Source organism: uncultured Pseudokineococcus sp., assembly GCF_947495735.1.
Classification (GTDB): Bacteria; Actinomycetota; Actinomycetes; order Actinomycetales; family Quadrisphaeraceae; genus Pseudokineococcus.
Map to the genome: position 1 here is coordinate 511173 of NZ_CANMAA010000002.1, position 17143 is coordinate 528315.

Sequence of the window (17143 nt, forward strand, 5' to 3'; positions counted from 1 at the left end):
GCGGCTCGACCGCCGGGGGCGCGCGCTGCCTACGCTGGAGGCATGGAGCTCTCCCGGTGGCCCGCGCCGACGGCGTCCGCACCCGTCGACGCCGTCGTCTCGCTGCCCGGGTCGAAGTCGCTGACCAACCGCTACCTCGTCCTGGCAGCCCTCGCCGACCGCCCGTCCCGGCTGCGCGCCCCGCTGCGCTCGCGCGACACGCGGCTGATGGCGGCGGCGCTGGAGGCCCTCGGGGCGCGCGTCGAGGACGTCGACGGCGCAGGCCCGGAGCCGGACTGGCACGTCACCCCCGCCGAGGTGCTCCGCGGCGGGGCGGTCGACGTCGGCCTGGCCGGGACGGTCATGCGCTTCGTCCCTCCGGTCGCCGCGCTGGCGGACGGCGACGTGCGGCTGGACGGGGACCCCCGGGCCCGCGAGCGCCCCATGGCTCCCGTCGTCGACGCCCTGCGCGCCTTGGGCGTCGACGTCGACGACGCCGGTCGGGGCGCCCTGCCACTCGTCGTGCGCGGGCGGGGGGCCGTCCGCGGCGGCTCGGTGACGATCGACGCGGCGGCCTCGAGCCAGTTCGTCTCCGGTCTGCTCCTGGCCGCGCCGCGCTTCGCCGAGGGGCTGGTCGTGCGCCACGTCGGTCCGCCGCTGCCGAGCCAGCCCCACGTCGCCATGACCGTGGAGAACCTGCGCGACGTCGGCGTCGTCGTCGACGACTCCGAGCCGGACACGTGGGCCGTCTCGCCCGGCCCGATCTCCGCCCTCGACGTGCAGGTCGAGCCCGACCTGTCCAGCGCCGCGCCCTTCCTCGCGGCGGCGGCGGTCACCGGCGGCCGCGTGCGGGTGCTCGGGTGGCCGCAGCACACGACGCAGGCGGGGGACGTCCTGCGCGACCTCCTCGACGAGATGGGGGCCGAGGTCTCCCTCGACCGCGAGGGCCTCGTCGTGCGCGGCGGCGACCTCTACGGCGTCGACGTCGACCTGCACGAGGCCGGCGAGCTCGTGCCGGTCGTCGTGGCCCTCGCCGCGCTCGCCTCCTCCCCCACCCGCCTGCGGGGCGTGGGCCACCTGCGGGGGCACGAGACCGACCGCCTGGCCGCGCTCGCGCGGGAGGTGAACCGCCTCGGCGGGCAGGCCGAGGAGACCGAGGACGGGCTGGTCATCAGGCCCCGACCGCTGCACGGGGACCTCGTGCGCACCTACGCCGACCACCGCATCGCCCAGGCCGCCGCCGTGCTGGGCCTGCGCGTGCCCGACCTCGTCGTCGAGGACGTGGAGACCACCGCCAAGACCCTGCCGGGCTTCGTCGACCTCTGGGCGCGGATGCTCGCCGGCACGTCCGGGGCGGCCTCGCGGTGAGCCGCCGCCCGCCGGACGAGGACGACGTCCGCACGCGGCCGAACCCGCGGGGCTCGCGGCCGCGCACCAAGGACCGACCTCGGCACGCCGACGCCGTCCCGGGCCGGGTCCTGACCGTCGACCGCGGCCGCTCGACCGTGCTCGTCCGGGAGGACGAGCCGGACGAGACCGAGGTCACCGCGGTCAAGTCCCGCGAGCTCGGCCGCACGGGCGTCGTCGTCGGGGACCACGTGCACCTCGTGGGCGACGTGACCGGGGCCCCGGACACGCTCGCGCGGGTCGTGCGCGTCGACGAGCGGCGCACCGTCCTGCGGCGCTCGGCGGACGACGACGACCCCGTCGAGCGCGTGCTCGTCGCCGGCGCCGACCAGCTCGCCGTCGTCGTCGCCGCCGCCGACCCCGCCCCCCGCACCGGCCTCGTGGACCGGTGCCTCGTGGCCGCCCTCGACGCGGGCATGGACGCGCTGCTCGTGGTGACCAAGGGCGACCTCGCCGACCCCGCACCGCTCATCGCGGCCTACGCCGCCCTGGACACCCCGGCCGTGGTCCTGCGCCGGGCCGACGGCGAGCCCGCGGGGACCGGGGCGGACGCCCCGCCGCCGCGGCACGACGCCGCCGGCCTCGCCGCGCTGCGCGAGCGCCTGCGGGGGCGCACGACCGTCCTGGTCGGCCACTCCGGCGTCGGCAAGTCGACCCTCGTCAACGCCCTGGTGCCCGACGCGGACCGGGCGACCGGGCGCGTCAACGACGTCACCGGCCGCGGTCGCCACACGTCGTCGTCGGCGCTCGCGCTGCGCCTGCCGCCCGACCCCGCGGGAGGCCCGCCGCAGGGCTGGGTCGTCGACACACCCGGCGTGCGCTCGTTCGGGCTGGCGCACGTGCGCCCCTCCTCGCTGCTGGCCGCCTTCCCCGACCTCGAGCCGGGCAGCGACGGCTGCCCCCGCGGCTGCACCCACGACGAGCCGGAGTGCGGCCTGGACGCGTGGGCCGCCTCGGGCGCCGCCGGGGACGCCGGGCCGGCGCGGCTGGCCTCCCTGCGCCGGCTGCTGCGCAGCCGCAGCGGCGAGGAGACCGCGATCGGCGCGGCGCGGGACGTCGCGCGCGAGGCCTCCCGGGACGCAGGGCGACCCCGGCCCTGAGCCCGGGCGTCCCGCCGCGCCGGTAGCGTCCGGGCGGTGAGCCCCACCTCGGCCGACAGCCTGCGCCGCGCCCGGGGCGTGGACGACGACCTGCGCCTCGCGCACGTCGTCGCCGACGCCGTCGACGGCCTGACGACCTCCCGCTTCGGCGCGCTCGACCTCACCGTCGAGTCCAAGCCCGACCTCACGCCGGTCACGGACGCCGACCGCAGCGCCGAGGAGCTGGTGCGCGCCCAGCTCGCCCGCGCGCGGCCGCGCGACGCCGTGCTCGGCGAGGAGGGCGGCGCCACCGGCAGCGGGTCGCGGCAGTGGGTGGTGGACCCCATCGACGGCACGAAGAGCTTCGTGCGCGGCGTGCCCGTCTGGGCGACCCTGCTCGCGCTCCTCGTCGACGGGGAGCCCGTCCTCGGCGTCGTCTCCGCCCCCGCCCTGGGCCGCCGGTGGTGGGCCGGCACGGGCACGGGGGCCTGGACGGGGCGCTCGCTGTCCTCCGCGCGGCAGCTGCACGTGTCCGCGGTCGACGACCTCGCCGACGCGTCCCTGTCCTACTCGAGCCTGACCGGGTGGGAGGAGCGCGACCTGCTCGACCCCTTCCTCGACCTCACGCGCTCGGTGTGGCGCACCCGCGCGTACGGCGACTTCTGGTCGCACCTGCTCGTGGCCGAGGGCGCCGTCGACGTCTCCTGCGAGCCGGAGCTCGCGCTGCACGACATGGCCGCGCTCGTCCCGGTCGTGACCGAGGCGGGCGGGCGCTTCACCTCCCTCGACGGTGTCGACGGACCGCACGGCGGCAGCGCCGTCTGCACCAACGGGCTGCTGCACGAGCGGGTCCTCACCGCCCTGGCGCCGCGACCCCCCGCCGGGGACGCCGGGTCCGGCCGGTCCGCCGCGCGCTGACGGGGACTGCTGCGCACACTGGGCAGATGACGACACCCAGCGCAGATCCGGACCCGTCCGAGACCCCGGGCCTCCAGGACGGCAACGGCGTGGACCCCGGCGACACGCCGCCCTCGGAGGCGGGGACCTCCGGGCTCTCGGCGCACGAGTCCAAGGAGCCCTCCAAGGGCCTGAACAAGGCGATCCCGATCGCCATCGTGAGCCTCGTCTTCCTCTTCGTGCTGTTCTTCCTCGTCCGCGCCGCGCTCACCGCCTGACGACCTCCTCGGGAGCCGCCGGGCTCCCCACGCACGCAGGCCCGGTCCCCCTCGGGGGACCGGGCCTGCGTGCGTGCGGGGTCGGATCAGCCGTCCGAGGAGCTCGCGGCGTCGCCGTGGGTCTCCTCGCCGACGAGCCACCCGTGCGGTCCGGCCAGCTCGTCGGCCGCCGCAGGGCCCCACGAGCCCGGGGCGTAGGGCTGCACCGCGGGCCGGTCCTCCAGCAGCGGCTGCACGCGGGACCACGCGCTGGCCAGGCCGTCGGAGCTCGTGAACAGCGAGCGGTCGCCGAGCAGCACGTCGTGCAGCAGCGACGCGTACGGGGGCAGGGGGTCGCCCCCGTCGACCTCGTGCAGCGACAGGCGCGCCGAGGAGGTGCTCAGCCGCATCTGCGCCCCCGGCTGCTTGAGCACCATGCCGACGTCCAGGGCTCCGGCGCCCTTGAGGTCCACGGCGAGCACGTTCCCCTGCGCGGGCAGGTCCCCGAGCGGCGTCGGGTCGGGCCGGCGCAGGACGAGGCTCACGCGCTGGGCGTCCCCGCCGAGCCGCTTGCCCGTGCGCAGCAGGAAGGGGACGCCGTGCCAGCGGTCGGTGTCCACCCACACCCGCGCCGCGACGAAGGTGTCGGTGCTCGAGTCGTCGTCGACGCCCTCGATGTCGGTGTAGCCGTCGAACTGGCCCAGGACCACGTCGTCCTTCGTCACCGGCCGGATCGCCGCGAGGACCGACTCCCGGGCCGCCTGCAGGTCGTCGGCGGACATCGACGCCGGGGGCTCCATGGCGACCTCGGCGGTCACCTGGAACAGGTGGGTGACGAGCATGTCGAGGACGGCGCCCGTGGCGTCGTAGAAGTCGGCGCGGTCGGCGACGTCGAGGGTCTCCGGGACGTCGATCTGCACCTGCTCGACCATGTCGCGGCTCCACGCCGCCCCGAACAGGGCGTTGCCGAAGCGCAGCACGTGCAGGTCCTGCGTGCCCTCCTTGCCGAGGAAGTGGTCGATGCGGAAGACCTGCTCCTCGTCGAGGACCTCGTGCACCAGGTCGTCGAGCTCCCGGAAGTCCTCCGGCGAGGTGCCGTAGGGCTTCTCGAAGACGACGGTGGCGGCCTCCGCGAGGTCGTGCGCCCCCAGCGCCCGCGTCGTCTCGCGGAAGGTCGACGGCGGGATGGCGAGGTAGTGCACCAGCTTCGCCCGCTCCTCGGCGCCGCCCCGCATGTCCGAGCGGGCCTGCTCGAGGACGTCGAGCAGGCTCCCCGGCGAGTCGCTGGTGAAGCCGCCGCCCGCGAACAGCAGCCGCTCGGAGAAGTCCTCCCAGGGGCCCTCGTCGGGGGCGGGCCCGAACTCCTCGAGGCTCTCGCGGACGCGGTCGCGGAACTCCTCGTGGGAGACGTCGCCGCGGCCGTTGCCGATCAGGCGCCAGTCCTCGGGCATCAGGCCGCGGCGGGCGAGCTCGTAGAAGGCCGGCAGGACCATGCGGCGGGCGAGGTCGCCCGTGGCGCCGTACAGGACGAAGACGGTGGGCTGGGGCGTCGTGGCGTCGTCGGGCATGGCTCCGACGCTAGAGCGCCGCCGGACGCCGCGCGCCCCGGAGGCGACCGCGGCCCGTGACCCCGCGCACGGGTCCCGAGCACGACGAAGGCCCCCGGACCGGAGTCCGGGGGCCTTCGTCTCACCAGTAGCGGGGGCAGGATTTGAACCTGCGACCTCTGGGTTATGAGCCCAGCGAGCTACCGAACTGCTCCACCCCGCGTCGCGAGATGAACAGTACGCGACCAGACCGGCAGCGCCAAAACCGTCCTCGACGAGCGCCCGGCGAGCCGACCACCACCGGCGGCCGGCCGGAGGCGCCCCGGGCACGACGAAGGCCCCCGGACCGGAGTCCGAGGGCCTTCGTCTCACCAGTAGCGGGGGCAGGATTTGAACCTGCGACCTCTGGGTTATGAGCCCAGCGAGCTACCGAACTGCTCCACCCCGCGTCGCGAGATGAACAGTACGGGACAGGGGCGTGAGCGCCAAACCGCGGCGCGGGGACGGCCCGGCAGGGCCGTCCCCGCGCCGGTCGCGACCTCTGCTCAGCCGTCCGCGGGCTCGTCGGCGGCCGGCGTCTCCGCCGCCGCGCCGTCGGCCGCCTGCGGGGCCTCGACCGCCGGCTCCTCGGCGGCCGGGGCCGCCTCCGCCGCCCCGTCGATCTCCTGCTGGGCCTCCACCGCGCGGGACACGGCGTCCGCCAGCTGCTGCTGCGTCTCGCCGTAGGCGGCGAAGTCGCCCCCGGAGAGGGCCTCCTGGCCCTGCGTGAGCGCCGCCTGCGCGTCCTGCAGCGCCTGCTGGAGCTGCGTCCGGACGTCCGCGCCGACCACGGCGTCGCCACCGTCGGCGGGGTCGTCCGCCGCCGGCGGGACCGCGCCGTCGCCCTCGAGGCCCGCGTCGCCGGCGGTGGCGCCGGAGTCGCCGCCGAAGACCTGGTTCAGGGCCTCGTCGAGGGTCTGCGCGAAGCCGATCTCGTTGCCGAAGGAGACCAGCGCGTACTGGAGCCGGGGGATCTGCGTCCCGCCGGAGCTCTGCACGTAGACCGGCTGCACGTAGAGCAGGCCACCGCCCACCGGGAGGGTGAGGAGGTTGCCGAACGCCACGTCGGTGTTGTTCTGGCTCAGCAGGTTCAGCTCGGTGGAGATCGTCGGGTCGGCGTCGAAGTCGTTCTGCACCTGGCCGGGGCCGTTGATGACGAGGTTGCGCGGCAGCTGCAGCAGCCGCATCTGCCCGTACCCCTCGGCCACCTGGCCCGCGCCGGCGCCGCCGGCGTCGCCGTCCACCGCGAGGAAGCCGGTGAGGATGTTGCTGGCCGAGGCCTCGCTCGAGTTGGGGATGTACGTCGAGGTCAGCGAGAAGGCGGGCTCCTCCTGGCCGGGCATCTGCAGCGTCAGGTAGTACGCGGGCTGCAGCGGCGCCGGCACGCCCTCGGGGACGTCCGCGGTCGGGTCGGCCGGGATCTGCCAGCGGTCGCTGTTCTGGAAGAAGACCGCCGGGTTGGTGACGTGGTAGGCGCCCAGGACGCTCCGCTGGACCTTGAAGAGGTCGTCCGGGTAGCGCACGTGGTCGAGGAGTGCCTGGCTCATCTCCGAGACGTCGGTGAGCGCGTCGGGGAAGACCGAGTCCCAGGCCTGCAGGACCGGGTCGTCGGAGTCCCACGCGTAGAGGACGACGTCGCCCGAGTAGGCGTCCACCGTGGCCTTCACGGAGTTGCGGATGTAGTTGACCTCCTCGGGCGGCAGGGTCGAGAGCGTCTGCGCACCGCCCTGGCCGCCGGCACCGGCCTGCCCCGCCGCGCCGCCCAGCCCCGCGTTCTGGCTGTCCAGCGTCGCGTCCGCGAGCGTCTCGCGGTCGGAGTACGGGTACTCGTTGCTCGTGGTGTACCCGTCGATGATCCACAGCACCCGGTCGTCCACGACCGCCGGGTAGGGGTCGCCGTCGAGGGTGAGGAAGGGAGCCACCTTGGCGACGCGGTCGCGCGGGTCGCGGTCGTAGAGGATCTGGCTCTCGCTGTTGAGGGCGTCCGACAGCAGGATGTTCTGCTCCTGGAACTTCACCGCGTACAGCAGCCGCTGCCACCACGAGCCGACGGACGGCCCGCCGTCGCCGGAGTAGGTGTTGTTGGCGACGCCGTCGCCGCCCTCCTCGTCGGTCGGGTAGTCGACCTCGCGGGGGTCGGTGCCCTCGGGGGCGCCGACGATCGAGTAGGGCGGCGAGTTCTGGCCGAAGTAGATGCGCGGCTCGAAGTCCCCGAGCGCCCCCTCGGCGTTGATGCCGGCCTGGAAGTAGGCGGGCAGCCCGCCCTCGCCGCGCTGGTTGCCGTACGCGGCGACCACGCCGTAGCCGTGGGTGAAGATCGTGGCCTCGTTGACCCAGCTGCGCTGGCCACCGGACAGGCCGGAGAGGTCGAGCTCGCGGACGCCGATGACGGCGTCCTCGGTCTGGCCGTCGATGTCGTAGCGGTCGACGTCCAGCGGGTCGGAGAACGTGTAGTACTGCCGCTGCCGCTGGTCCTGCTGGAAGGCGGGCTGCACGATCGCCGGGTCCAGGACGCGGATGTTCGCCGTCGTCTCGGCGTCGTCGCGCAGCGCCCCCGCCTCGGCCTCGGTGCTCGCCTCGTAGTTCGTGACCTCCGTCGAGTCGAGGTCGTAGGCGGCGCGCGTGGCGTCGATGTTGTTCTGCAGGTACGGGGTCTCGCGCGTCAGGGCGCTCGGGTCGACCTGGAAGCGCTGGACGACGTACGGGTAGATGCCCCCGACGACGACCGCGGAGGCCAGCATGACGACCACCCCGAGGGCGGGCAGCCGCCAGCTGCCGCGGAAGGCGGTGGCGAAGAACAGCACCGCGACCAGCAGGGCGATGACCGCCAGGATGGCGCGCCCGGGGATCTCCGCGTTGACGCCCGTGTACGTGGCGCCGAGGAAGCGCCCGCTGTCGTCGGTGAGCTCGGAGTAGCGGTCGAGCCAGTACGAGGCCGCCTGGAGGAGCACGAGCAGGCCCGCGGTCACCGCGAGCTGCACGCGCGCCGTGGTGGTGGTGCGCGGCCCGCGGCCCTGCAGGCGGAGCCCGCCGTAGAGGTAGTGCACCATCGCGCCGGCGATGCCCGCGAGCAGGACGACCGCCGTCAGGAAGGAGACGAGGAAGTCCAGGAAGGGCAGGGTGAAGACCCAGAAGCCCACGTCCATCGAGAAGACCGGGTCCTGCGCCTCGAAGGGCGTCCCGTTCAGGAAGAGCAGCACCTGCTCCCACTGCGCGGAGGCGGCCGAGCCCGCGAACAGGCCCAGGACCACCGGGACGGCGACGCTGAGCAGGCGGCGCAGCGGCTCCAGGCTCTCCCGGTAGCGGTCGAGGTTGGCCGACTCGGCGTCGACGGGCGCGTAGACCGGCCGGGAGCCGTAGGCCAGGCGCAGGCTCACCAGCACGGCCACCGCCATGACCACGGCGCCGGCGAGGAAGAGGGCGCCCTGGGTCAGCAGTCGCGTCCGGTAGACGTCGGCGAAGCCGACCTGCTGGAACCAGCCGTACTCGGTGACGACCTGGCTCGCGACGACGACGGCGCCCACGAGGGCGACCACGACGGCGACGGCGGGCAGGAGAGCGCCGCGGCGCCGCGGTGGGGATGTGCTGGAGCTGGAGCTCACGTCTGGGGAACCTCTCGTGGTCGCCGTCACCGACGGCCGGCTCGGTCGTGCCTGGCGGTCCTGCTGCGGACGTCCTGCTGCTGCGGTCGTGCGGGCCCGGCCGCAGCGCCCCGGTCGGGCGACGCGCCAGTCGTGGCACCAGCGTCCCACGCGGTGCCGCGGTGCCGCGGCGCCCGTCGGCGCGCGGGCACCGGCGACCACCGACGGCCCGGTGCGGCACCATCGGCGTCGTGGACGACACCTCCGGCACCCCCTTCCCCGACGACGAGCGGGCGACGCTCCCGGTTCCCCCGCTGGCCCCGCTGGAGCGCACGGCCCTCGAGGTCGAGCGCCACGTCGCGACGGCGGGGTGGGACGCGCCGCCCCGCGTGTTCGCGCTCCTGCGCACCGCGGAGGCGGTCGCCGTGGACCCGACGCTGGCGGACGTCCTGCCGGCCGACGTGGTCGCCGAGGCCGTGGGCGACCCCGACCACCTGACGTCGGTGGAGCAGGAGGAGCTGCCGGAGGCGGACGGCCTCGAGGACCTCCTGGGCCGCATCGGGTGGCCGTCCGCCGTCGCGGGTGCCGCGGTCGTCGTCGAGCGCGTCGTCGTGCCGCCCACCGCCGAGCTCCCGGAGGACCCCGCCGCGGCCCTGGCCGCGGTCGAGGCCCACCCGGAGCGGCGCGACGTCCGCATCGCGGTGGCGGTTCTGCGCGACGGCAGCACCGGCAGCGCCGTCCGCCAGCGGGCCGACGACGACGACCTGCGCGTCGTCGTCGGCGAGGACCTGGTGCCGGGCCTGTCCGCGGCCCTGCGCGCGACGCTCGCGGAGGAGTAGGGCGGCTCAGCCCCCGGCCGGGGCCGCGGCGGCGACCACCGCACCGCAGTCCGGCAGGTTCTGCCCGTCGCCCGCCGCCAGCGCCTCGACCGCCGACCGCGCCTGCGACAGGGAGCCCACGGCGACGACCTGCAGGCCGTCGGGGACGTGGCCCACCACCTCGCCGCAGTTGGCCTCGGGCGCGAGGAACACCTCGGCCCCCGCGCGGGCCGCGCCGACGAGCTTCTGGCGGACGCCGCCGATGGGCCCGACGGCGCCCTCGGCGCTGACCGTCCCCGTGCCCGCCACGTGCAGGCCGCCCGTCAGGGGACCGGGCGTCAGCAGGTCCACCAGCCCGAGGGCGAAGACCATCCCCGCGCTCGGGCCCCCGATGTCGTCGATGCGGATGTCGACCTCGAACGGCACCTCGACCTCCGGGTCCAGCAGCACGCCGAGGACGGTGCGGCCGTCCTCGGCCTCCGCGGTGGCGACCGGCACGACCAGCGCCTCCCGGCCGCGCTCGACCGCGACCTGCGCCACCTGGCCCGGCGGCACCTGCTGCAGGCGCGCCCGCAGGGCGTCGGCGGTCTGCACGTCGCCGCCGTCCAGGGCCGTGATGACGTCACCGCGCTCGAGGCCCGCCGGCAGCGACTCCTCCGCGGGACCCGCGACGCGCAGGCGGACGTCGGCGGGGATCTCCAGCTCGCGCAGCGCCGCCGCCGTCGCCGCCTGCTGCGAGGAGGACATCTGCGCCTGGCGGGCCTCGTCGACGTCCTCCCGGGTCTGGTCGGGGGCGAACACCTGGCCGACGGGCAGGGCGTCCTGGACCGGGTCCAGCCACGCCCTGAGCACCTGCGCGAGGACGACGTCGCGGCCGGGGCCGCCGGACGTGCTGACCGTCAGCAGGTCGAGCTGCCCCTCGGTCGGGAAGGTCTCGCGCCCCTCGACGCTGATCAGCGGCTCCCCCGCGGCGGTGTCCCCCAGCACGTCCTGGACCGGCCCCGGCGCCTCGACCGCGTAGGGCACGCCCACCGACCCGAGCAGCGACAGGGACAGGAGCGCTACGGCGAAGGAGGCGCCCAGCGCCCCCGCGGGCGAGCGCCACACCCCCCGCTCTCCCCCGGGCTCTCCCCCGGGCCCGTCCGCACCGTCCTCGCTCATGCGCCCTCCTCGACGACTCGCGCGCACGCCGCCGACGGCGGTACGCCCTGCGCGGACGCCGCCCGCACGAGGGGAGATCATCCTCCGACGCTCGCTACCGTGAGGACGAGGGCGGCGCGGGACCGCCGTCGACGCGGGTGCGGGAGGCGCTCGCCGGCCGGCGTCCGAGGCCCCGGCCGCACCCCGGCGCGGCCCGTCCGACGCCGACGAGCAGCCCGCGCCCGCCCCCGCAGCGCCCCCCAGCCCCGCAGGAGGAGCCATGAGCCAGACCCCGCCCCCCGGCCGTCCCGACGACGGCGACGGCACCAACCCCTTCGAGGAGCTCCTGCGCCAGCTGATGGGCGGTGCGGGGCCCGGCGCGGGGGGCAACCCCTTCGCCGGGGTGGACCCGGCGGCGCTGCAGGCCGCGGGGCTGCCCGCGGACCCGGCCGCCATGGGCCGGATGCTCGCGCAGGTCCAGCAGATGATGGCCGGCGGGGGCGACGGGCCCGTGAACTGGGACCTCGCCCACCAGGTCGCGCGCCAGCGCGCGGTCGCCGACGGCGACCCCAGCGTGCCCGACGCGGCGCGGCGCGCCAGCGCCGAGGCGCTGCGGCTGGCCGACCTGTGGCTCGACGAGCGCACCGCGCTCGGCACCGCGGGGGCCACCTCGGTCGCGTGGTCGCGCTCGGAGTGGGTCGAGGCGACCCTGCCGGTCTGGAAGCAGCTCGCCGAGCCCGTCGCGCACTCGGTCGGCGACGCCATGGCGGCCGCCATGGCCGAGCAGGCCCCGCCGGAGATGCGCCCGATGCTCTCCGCGGCGAGCGGGATGGTCCGCTCCGTCGGTGGAGCCGTCTTCGGCATGCAGGTCGGGCAGGCGGTGGGCGAGCTCGCCGGCGAGGTCGTCTCCGGCACCGACATCGGGCTGCCGCTGGCGCCCGAGGGCACCACGGCGCTCCTGCCCGCCAACGTCGACGCCTTCGCCGAGGGCCTGGAGGTGCCCCTCGAGGAGGTGCGCCTCTACCTCGCGCTCCGCGAGTGCGCGCACGCGCGGCTGTTCTCCCAGCGGCCGTGGCTGCGCGCCCACGTGCTCGGCATCGTGGAGGCCTTCGCCGCGGGGATCCGCATCGACACGGAGCGCATCGAGGAGGCCGTCCGCTCGGTCGACCCCACCGACCCGGAGGCCCTCCAGCAGGCCCTGGGCTCGGGGATGCTCGAGCCGGAGCGCACGCCCGAGCAGGAGGCCGCGCTGGCCCGGCTCGAGACGGTCCTGGCCCTCGTCGAGGGGTGGGTCGACCACGTCGTGGACGCCGCCGCGACGCCGCTGCCCAGCGCCGCGGCGCTGCGCGAGGTCGTCCGTCGACGTCGCGCGGCCGGGGGCCCCGCCGAGCACACGCTCTCGAGCCTGGTGGGGCTGGAGCTGCGGCCGCGCCGGCTGCGCGACGCCTCGGTCCTCTGGGCCGCCATCGAGGACTCGCGCGGGCTCGAGGGCCGCGACGCCGTGTGGGCCCACCCCGACCTGCTGCCCACCGCCGAGGACCTCGACGACCCGGCCGGCTACGCCGGACGCCGCACGCAGGAGGAGGAGTCGACGACCGACGTCGACGCCGCGCTCGCCCAGCTCCTGGACGGGGACCTGGGCGAGGCCCAGCACGAGCGCTCCGCGGGCGAGCGGGTCGCGGGCGACGACGGCGACGAGCCGGGCCGCGACGAGCCGGGCGACGACCAGCCGGGCGCGCCGTCCCGGTGAGCGAGCAGCGGTCCGCGCCGGCGGCGACGGCCGGGGGCCCGTCCCGGGCGCCCGTCGCCCCGCCGGACGCGGACCGCCGCGCCGCCGCGCGCGCCGCCCTCGAGGCGTGGCCGGCGGCGACCGGGACGCTGCCGGCGGCCCAGGAGGAGCTGCGCCGCCGCTACCTGGCGCACCTCGGGGAGCCGGGGGCGCTGGACCGGTCCGGGCTCCCGGACCACCTGACGGCGAGCGCCCTGGTGCTCGACCCGACGGGCTCGCGGACGCTGCTGGTGCTGCACCGGCGCGGCGGGTTCTGGGTCCAGCCCGGCGGCCACCTGGAGCCCGCCGACAGCACGCCCCGCGACGGGGCGCTGCGGGAGCTGCGGGAGGAGACCGGGCTGCCCGCCGACGCCGTCCGGCTGTCCGAGCACCCGGCGGACCTGGACCACCACCACCTGCCGTCGGCCTTCGGGCGCTGCCGCTCCCACCTCGACGTCGCGCACCTGGCCGTGGTGGACCCGGGGACGCCCGTCACCGCCAGCGACGAGAGCGACGGCATCGCCTGGTGGCCCCTGGACGGCCTGCCCGACGGCGCCGGCGGCTCCCCGGCCGTCGCGCAGGACCTGCCCGACCGCCTGGCCCGTGCCGCGGCCGCGCTGGCTCAGCGCCGCTGAGGGTCCTTCGAGCGCCGAGGGCGCGGGCTCGACCGCCCGCCGCCCGCTGACCGGGCGCCGGCGCCGGCCGCGTCGACGGCGCCGTCCCCGTGCGGCCCGTCGAGGGCCTCCTCCACGTCGGCGGCGTCCTCCCCGGCGTCTCCGGCGCCCGGGGCGTCCTGCCCCCCGGGCCCGACGCCGTGCCGCGCCTCAGCCGCCGACCAGCCCTCGAGGAAGCCCCGCGCGCGCTCCGTCCGCGGGTAGGCCTCGAGGAGGGCCCAGAAGTCCTCCCCGTGCCCCGGGACCAGCAGGTGCGCCAGCTCGTGGAGGAGGACGTAGTCCACGACCCAGGGGGGCAGGCCCTGCAGGTGGGAGGACAGGCGGATGCTGCCGTCCGCCGGCGTCGTGGACCCCCACCGGGAGCGCTGGTTCCCCACCCACCGGACCGTGGAGGGCACGGCCCGCCCGCCCAGGTAGCGCTCGGAGAGGGTGCGGGCGCGCCCGGACAGCTCGCCGTCGTCCAGGTGGCGGCGCCGGTCCCGGGCGGACAGCCGCGCGACCATCCGCTCGACCCACTCGGCCTCCTCGGCGCGCGTGAAGCGCGCGGGGATGCACACGACGACGACGCCGTCCTCGTGGAAGGCGGTGACCGTGCGACGGCGCCGGCTGCTGCGCCGCACCTGGACGCGGGGCCGGTCGTCGGAGCCGTCTCGCAGCGCCTGCGGGGCACCACCGGCTCCCGGGTCCATGACCGGACCGTAGCCGCTGCCCGGGCGCCCCGGACCGAGGCGCGCTGCGGGCCTGTGGACGGCCGCCTGGGCGTCGGCGGCCGTCCTGGCAGGGTCGACGCCGGTCGACGCCCCGGGCGGCCCGACCACGGACAGGGCGCGGCGCGGCGCGCGGCGCGAGGACGACGGAGGTGCGGTGCTGCGGATCCACCCGACCCTGCGGCGGTGCTGGCGGGACGTCGGCCGCGTCCAGCTGGGTGCCGACCCCGCGCACGCCCGGGTCCTCGACGGCCTCGGCGCGGCGGACGAGGCCCTCCTGGACGACCTCGTCCACGGGGTGCCCGAGGAGGGGCTCGCCGCGCGCGCCGCCGACCGCGGGGTCTCGGCGGACGCGGCCTCCCACCTGGTGGGGCTGCTGGCCGCGGCGGGCGCGCTCGAGCCGGCGTCGGCGCCGGGCGCCCGCGCCGCCGCCCGTGCGACGGCGGCCGAGGCGCGCGCGCAGGCGCTCGTGCACGGCGTCGGCGGCTGGGACGTCCTGGCCCGCCGCGCCCTGCGCCGCGTCGTCGTCGAGGGGCGCGGGCGCGTTCCCGACGCCGTGCGGACGGGTCTCGAGGAGGCCGGCACCGGCGTCGTGGACCTGCGCGCCACCGGCGGCGGTGGGCCCGGGGCAGGAGCCGCGGGGACCTCCGCGGCCGGGGAGGCGGACCTCGTGGTCCTCGTCGCCGACGGCGCGCCGCCGCCGGCCCGCGCCGCGCAGCTGCTGCGAGCCGACGCCGACCACCTCGCCGTCGTGCTGAGGGAGCGCTCGGCCGTGGTGGGACCGCTCGTCGTGCCGGGGCGCACCGCCTGCCTGCGCTGCCTCGACCTCCACCGCGCCGACCGCGACCCGGAGTGGCCACGGGTGGCGGCCCAGCTGGCCCACCCCGTCGCGGGCGGGGGCCGACCGGACGTGGTGCTGCTGCGGCTGACCACCGCCCTCGTCGTCGCCCAGGCGCTCGCCCACCTGGACGCCGCCCCGCCCCCGTCTCACGCCGCGGCCCACGGCCGAGCGCCTGACCGCGGGGCCCCTGCCCGCCGGGGCGGCAGACCGACGGCCCCCGCGCCCGCGACACCGGCCCCCCGCGCGACCGGCGGACGTGGGACCACCCGCGCCGGAGGGGGGAGCACCACGACCGCCGCCGCGCGCGGCCGGACCTGGGAGCTGGCCCTGCCGGACGGCCTCCCGGTCGGACGGGAGTGGCACCCCCACCCGGCGTGCGGGTGCACCTGGCCGCCGCGATGACGGGTGCGCTCGAGCCGGACCGCGCGTCTCGGGGTCGGACCGCGCCGAGCCGGCGGGGGCGGGTGATGATGGGCCCGTGAACGAGCTGCCCCGCAGGGCCCTGTCGCGCAGCGTCCGGCTCGCGAGCCTGCCCGCGGGCTTCGCCGGTCGCACGGCCGTCGGGCTGGGCAAGCGCATCGGCGGCGCCCCGGCCGAGGCCGTCGCGGCCGAGATGCAGGCGCGCGCCGCCGAGCAGGTCTTCACCGTCCTCGGTCAGCTCAAGGGCGGGGCCATGAAGGTCGGCCAGGCGATGAGCATCTTCGAGGCCGCGCTGCCCGAGGACGTCGCCGGCCCCTACCGCGCCACGCTGACCAAGCTGCAGGACTCCGCTCCCCCGCTGCCCGCGGCGACGGTGCACGCCGTCCTCTCCCGGGAGCTCGGCCCCGACTGGCGGGACTCCTTCGCCGTCTTCGACGACGCGCCCGTGGCCGCCGCGTCCATCGGCCAGGTGCACCGCGGCACCTGGTCCGACGGTCGCGCCGTGGCCGTGAAGGTCCAGTACCCCGGCGCCGCCCAGGCCCTCGTCTCCGACATCACCCAGGTCTCGCGGGTCGCCCGGCTGGCCGGCGGCTGGATGCCCGGCCTGGAGCTGGGTCCCGTGCTGGCCGAGCTCAAGGAGCGCCTGGTCGAGGAGCTCGACTACACGGTCGAGGCCGCCTCCCAGCGGGCGTTCGCCGACGCCTTCCGCGACGACCCGGACTTCGTCGTCCCGGAGGTCCTGGCGAGCACGGAGAAGGTCATCGTCTCGGAGTGGCTCGACGGCGAGCCGCTCTCGACCGTCATCGCCTCGGGAACCCCGGAGGAGCGGGACCTCGCGTCCCGCCGGTACCTGGAGTTCCTCCTGCTGGGGCCCTCCCAGGCCGGGCTGCTGCACGCGGACCCGCACCCGGGCAACTTCCGCCTGACCCCGGACGGGCGCTTCGGCGTCCTCGACTTCGGGGCGGTCAAGAGGCTGCCCGACGGGATGCCCCCAGCGGTCGGCCGCCTCCTCGGGGTGGCCCTGTCCGACGACGCCGACGGGGTCGTCGCCGGGCTGCGGGAGGAGGGCTTCATCAAGCCCTCGATCGACCTCGACGGCCGCCAGCTCCTCGACTACATCTCGACCTTCCTGCGCCCGCTGGACACCGAGGAGTTCACCTTCGACCGCGCGTGGCTGCGCGAGCTCTTCTCCCAGATCAAGGACCCGAGGCTCCCGGCGTGGGCGATCGACCTCAAGCTCAACCTCCCCCGCGAGTACGTCCTCATCCACCGGGTGTGGCTCGGCGGGCTGGGCGTCCTGTGCCAGCTCGGCGGCACGGTCGCCTGCATCGACGTGCTGGAGGACCACCTCCCCGGCTTCGCCGACTCCTGAGGGCTGCGCCGGCGCGGGGCGGCCACCAGCGGCTGCGCCCACCTCCTGCTGCGGCTCCGGGCTCGCCTCTCGGGCTCGCACGAGGCGCACGTCGTAGAGGACGTTCCGAGGGCGACGTCGGAGCATCCCCGCCGTGCACGCTCGCTCAGGTGCAGACGCACTCGGCCCGCCGGAATGAGCGCTAGGGGACGGCCTCGGTGCGAAGCGGCGCACGACGAGAGTCAGAAATGCGAGAAGCCGCCCCCGGCGTCCTCACCCGCGCTCTCCCGAAGAAGACCACGAACAAGGAGCCAGGAACGGCTTCCCACAAAGAATGTCCGGCGGCGACCTACTCTCCCACGCAGTCCCCCACGCAGTACCATCGGCGCGAACGGGCTTAGCTTCCGGGTTCGGAATGGGACCGGGCGTTTCCCCGACGCTATGACCGCCGAAACACTTCGGAACGAACACGCACCCACACCCACCACCCCCAACAAGGGGCGACCAGGCACGGGAGCCCGTAGCTCCAGAACCGCACAGTGGACGCGAAACACACAACTAAGTGGTCAAGCCATCGGCATATTAGTACCGGTCAGCTCCACGAGTTACCCCGCTTCCACATCCGGCCTATCAACCCA

Annotated in this window: 13 protein-coding genes, 2 tRNA genes and 2 rRNA genes; 9 read left to right on the forward strand and 8 right to left on the reverse strand. The window is 76.5% G+C overall.

Translation table 11 applies throughout. The features are described from left to right. Positions 1–42: 42 nt before the first annotated feature. The 4 genes from aroA to Q0848_RS05275 are packed head-to-tail and all read left to right on the forward strand — an operon-like array spanning position 43 to position 3640. Positions 43–1347 (forward strand): 3-phosphoshikimate 1-carboxyvinyltransferase, encoded by a 1305-nt coding sequence (gene aroA / locus Q0848_RS05260; protein ID WP_299035766.1) that lies wholly within the window; start codon positions 43–45, stop codon positions 1345–1347. Beyond that, on the forward strand, positions 1344–2486 hold the full coding sequence (locus tag Q0848_RS05265) for a ribosome small subunit-dependent GTPase A (RefSeq protein ID WP_299035768.1): 1143 nt from the start codon (positions 1344–1346) through the stop codon (positions 2484–2486). The genes aroA and Q0848_RS05265 overlap by 4 nt, the downstream gene beginning before the upstream one ends. A 36-nt stretch (positions 2487–2522) precedes the next feature. Then, complete coding sequence (gene hisN / locus Q0848_RS05270; protein ID WP_299035771.1) at positions 2523–3383, forward strand: histidinol-phosphatase; 861 nt, start codon at positions 2523–2525, stop codon at positions 3381–3383. A gap of 26 nt (positions 3384–3409) precedes the next feature. Then, on the forward strand, positions 3410–3640 hold the full coding sequence (locus Q0848_RS05275; RefSeq protein WP_299035773.1) for a DUF6480 family protein: 231 nt from the start codon (positions 3410–3412) through the stop codon (positions 3638–3640). 86 nt (positions 3641–3726) lie between these two features. Here Q0848_RS05275 and Q0848_RS05280 read toward each other — a convergent pair whose 3' ends face one another. From Q0848_RS05280 to Q0848_RS05295, 4 genes are all read right to left on the reverse strand, one after another. After that, positions 3727–5187, reverse strand: coding sequence for a glucose-6-phosphate dehydrogenase (NADP(+)) (locus Q0848_RS05280; protein WP_299035775.1), 1461 nt, complete (start codon positions 5185–5187; stop codon positions 3727–3729). A 128-nt stretch (positions 5188–5315) separates the two neighbouring features. Then, positions 5316–5389, reverse strand: a tRNA-Met gene (locus Q0848_RS05285). Between the two features lie 152 nt (positions 5390–5541). Then, a tRNA-Met gene (locus tag Q0848_RS05290) sits at positions 5542–5615 on the reverse strand. Positions 5616–5711: 96 nt separating this feature from the next. Continuing rightward, the gene (locus Q0848_RS05295) at positions 5712–8807 is read right to left on the reverse strand and encodes a UPF0182 family protein (protein ID WP_299035778.1); all 3096 of its coding nucleotides are present in this window, start codon (positions 8805–8807) and stop codon (positions 5712–5714) included. A 230-nt stretch (positions 8808–9037) separates the two neighbouring features. Here Q0848_RS05295 and Q0848_RS05300 point away from each other — a divergent pair, with 230 nt between their 5' ends. Continuing rightward, on the forward strand, positions 9038–9625 hold the full coding sequence (locus tag Q0848_RS05300) for a PPA1309 family protein (RefSeq protein ID WP_299035779.1): 588 nt from the start codon (positions 9038–9040) through the stop codon (positions 9623–9625). 6 nt (positions 9626–9631) lie between these two features. On the opposite strand, the gene Q0848_RS05305 is transcribed toward Q0848_RS05300, so the two are convergent. Next, positions 9632–10765, reverse strand: a complete 1134-nt coding sequence (locus Q0848_RS05305; protein ID WP_299035781.1) for a PDZ domain-containing protein — start codon at positions 10763–10765, stop codon at positions 9632–9634. Between the two features lie 259 nt (positions 10766–11024). On the opposite strand from Q0848_RS05305, the gene Q0848_RS05310 reads away from it, so the two are divergent. Then, positions 11025–12494 (forward strand): zinc-dependent metalloprotease, encoded by a 1470-nt coding sequence (locus Q0848_RS05310; RefSeq protein ID WP_299035783.1) that lies wholly within the window; start codon positions 11025–11027, stop codon positions 12492–12494. Then, a complete protein-coding gene (locus Q0848_RS05315) occupies positions 12491–13147 on the forward strand; it encodes an NUDIX hydrolase (RefSeq protein ID WP_299035784.1) in 657 nt (218 codons plus the stop codon). The genes Q0848_RS05310 and Q0848_RS05315 overlap by 4 nt, the downstream gene beginning before the upstream one ends. On the opposite strand, the gene Q0848_RS05320 is transcribed toward Q0848_RS05315, so the two are convergent. Next, positions 13135–13875: a M48 family metallopeptidase gene (locus tag Q0848_RS05320; RefSeq protein WP_299035785.1), complete on the reverse strand. Its 741-nt coding sequence runs from the start codon at positions 13873–13875 to the stop codon at positions 13135–13137. The genes Q0848_RS05315 and Q0848_RS05320 overlap by 13 nt on opposite strands. A 175-nt stretch (positions 13876–14050) precedes the next feature. Between Q0848_RS05320 and Q0848_RS05325 the strand changes: the two genes are divergently transcribed. Both Q0848_RS05325 and Q0848_RS05330 read left to right on the forward strand, forming a co-directional pair. Then, positions 14051–15136, forward strand: a complete 1086-nt coding sequence (locus Q0848_RS05325) for a hypothetical protein (protein WP_299035787.1) — start codon at positions 14051–14053, stop codon at positions 15134–15136. A gap of 76 nt (positions 15137–15212) precedes the next feature. Beyond that, positions 15213–16526 carry an AarF/ABC1/UbiB kinase family protein gene (locus Q0848_RS05330; protein ID WP_299035789.1) on the forward strand — a complete coding sequence of 438 codons (1314 nt, stop codon included), beginning with the start codon at positions 15213–15215 and terminating at the stop codon, positions 16524–16526. 315 nt (positions 16527–16841) lie between these two features. Here Q0848_RS05330 and rrf read toward each other — a convergent pair. Both rrf and Q0848_RS05340 read right to left on the reverse strand, forming a co-directional pair. Then, positions 16842–16958 (reverse strand): 5S ribosomal RNA (rrf, locus tag Q0848_RS05335). A gap of 109 nt (positions 16959–17067) precedes the next feature. Further along, positions 17068–17143 (reverse strand): 23S ribosomal RNA (locus Q0848_RS05340); the annotation flags it as partial.

What these genes read in the sequence shown, in the direction of transcription:
- aroA (WP_299035766.1), top strand. Translation starts at nt 43, where the DNA reads ATGGAGCTCTCCCGGTGGCCCGCGCCGACGGCGTCCGCACCCGTCGAC.
- Q0848_RS05275 (WP_299035773.1), top strand. Translation starts at nt 3,410, where the DNA reads ATGACGACACCCAGCGCAGATCCGGACCCGTCCGAGACCCCGGGCCTC.
- Q0848_RS05280 (WP_299035775.1), bottom strand. Translation starts at nt 5,187, where the DNA reads ATGCCCGACGACGCCACGACGCCCCAGCCCACCGTCTTCGTCCTGTAC.
- Q0848_RS05305 (WP_299035781.1), bottom strand. Translation starts at nt 10,765, where the DNA reads ATGAGCGAGGACGGTGCGGACGGGCCCGGGGGAGAGCCCGGGGGAGAG.
- Q0848_RS05310 (WP_299035783.1), top strand. Translation starts at nt 11,025, where the DNA reads ATGAGCCAGACCCCGCCCCCCGGCCGTCCCGACGACGGCGACGGCACC.
- Q0848_RS05320 (WP_299035785.1), bottom strand. Translation starts at nt 13,875, where the DNA reads ATGGACCCGGGAGCCGGTGGTGCCCCGCAGGCGCTGCGAGACGGCTCC.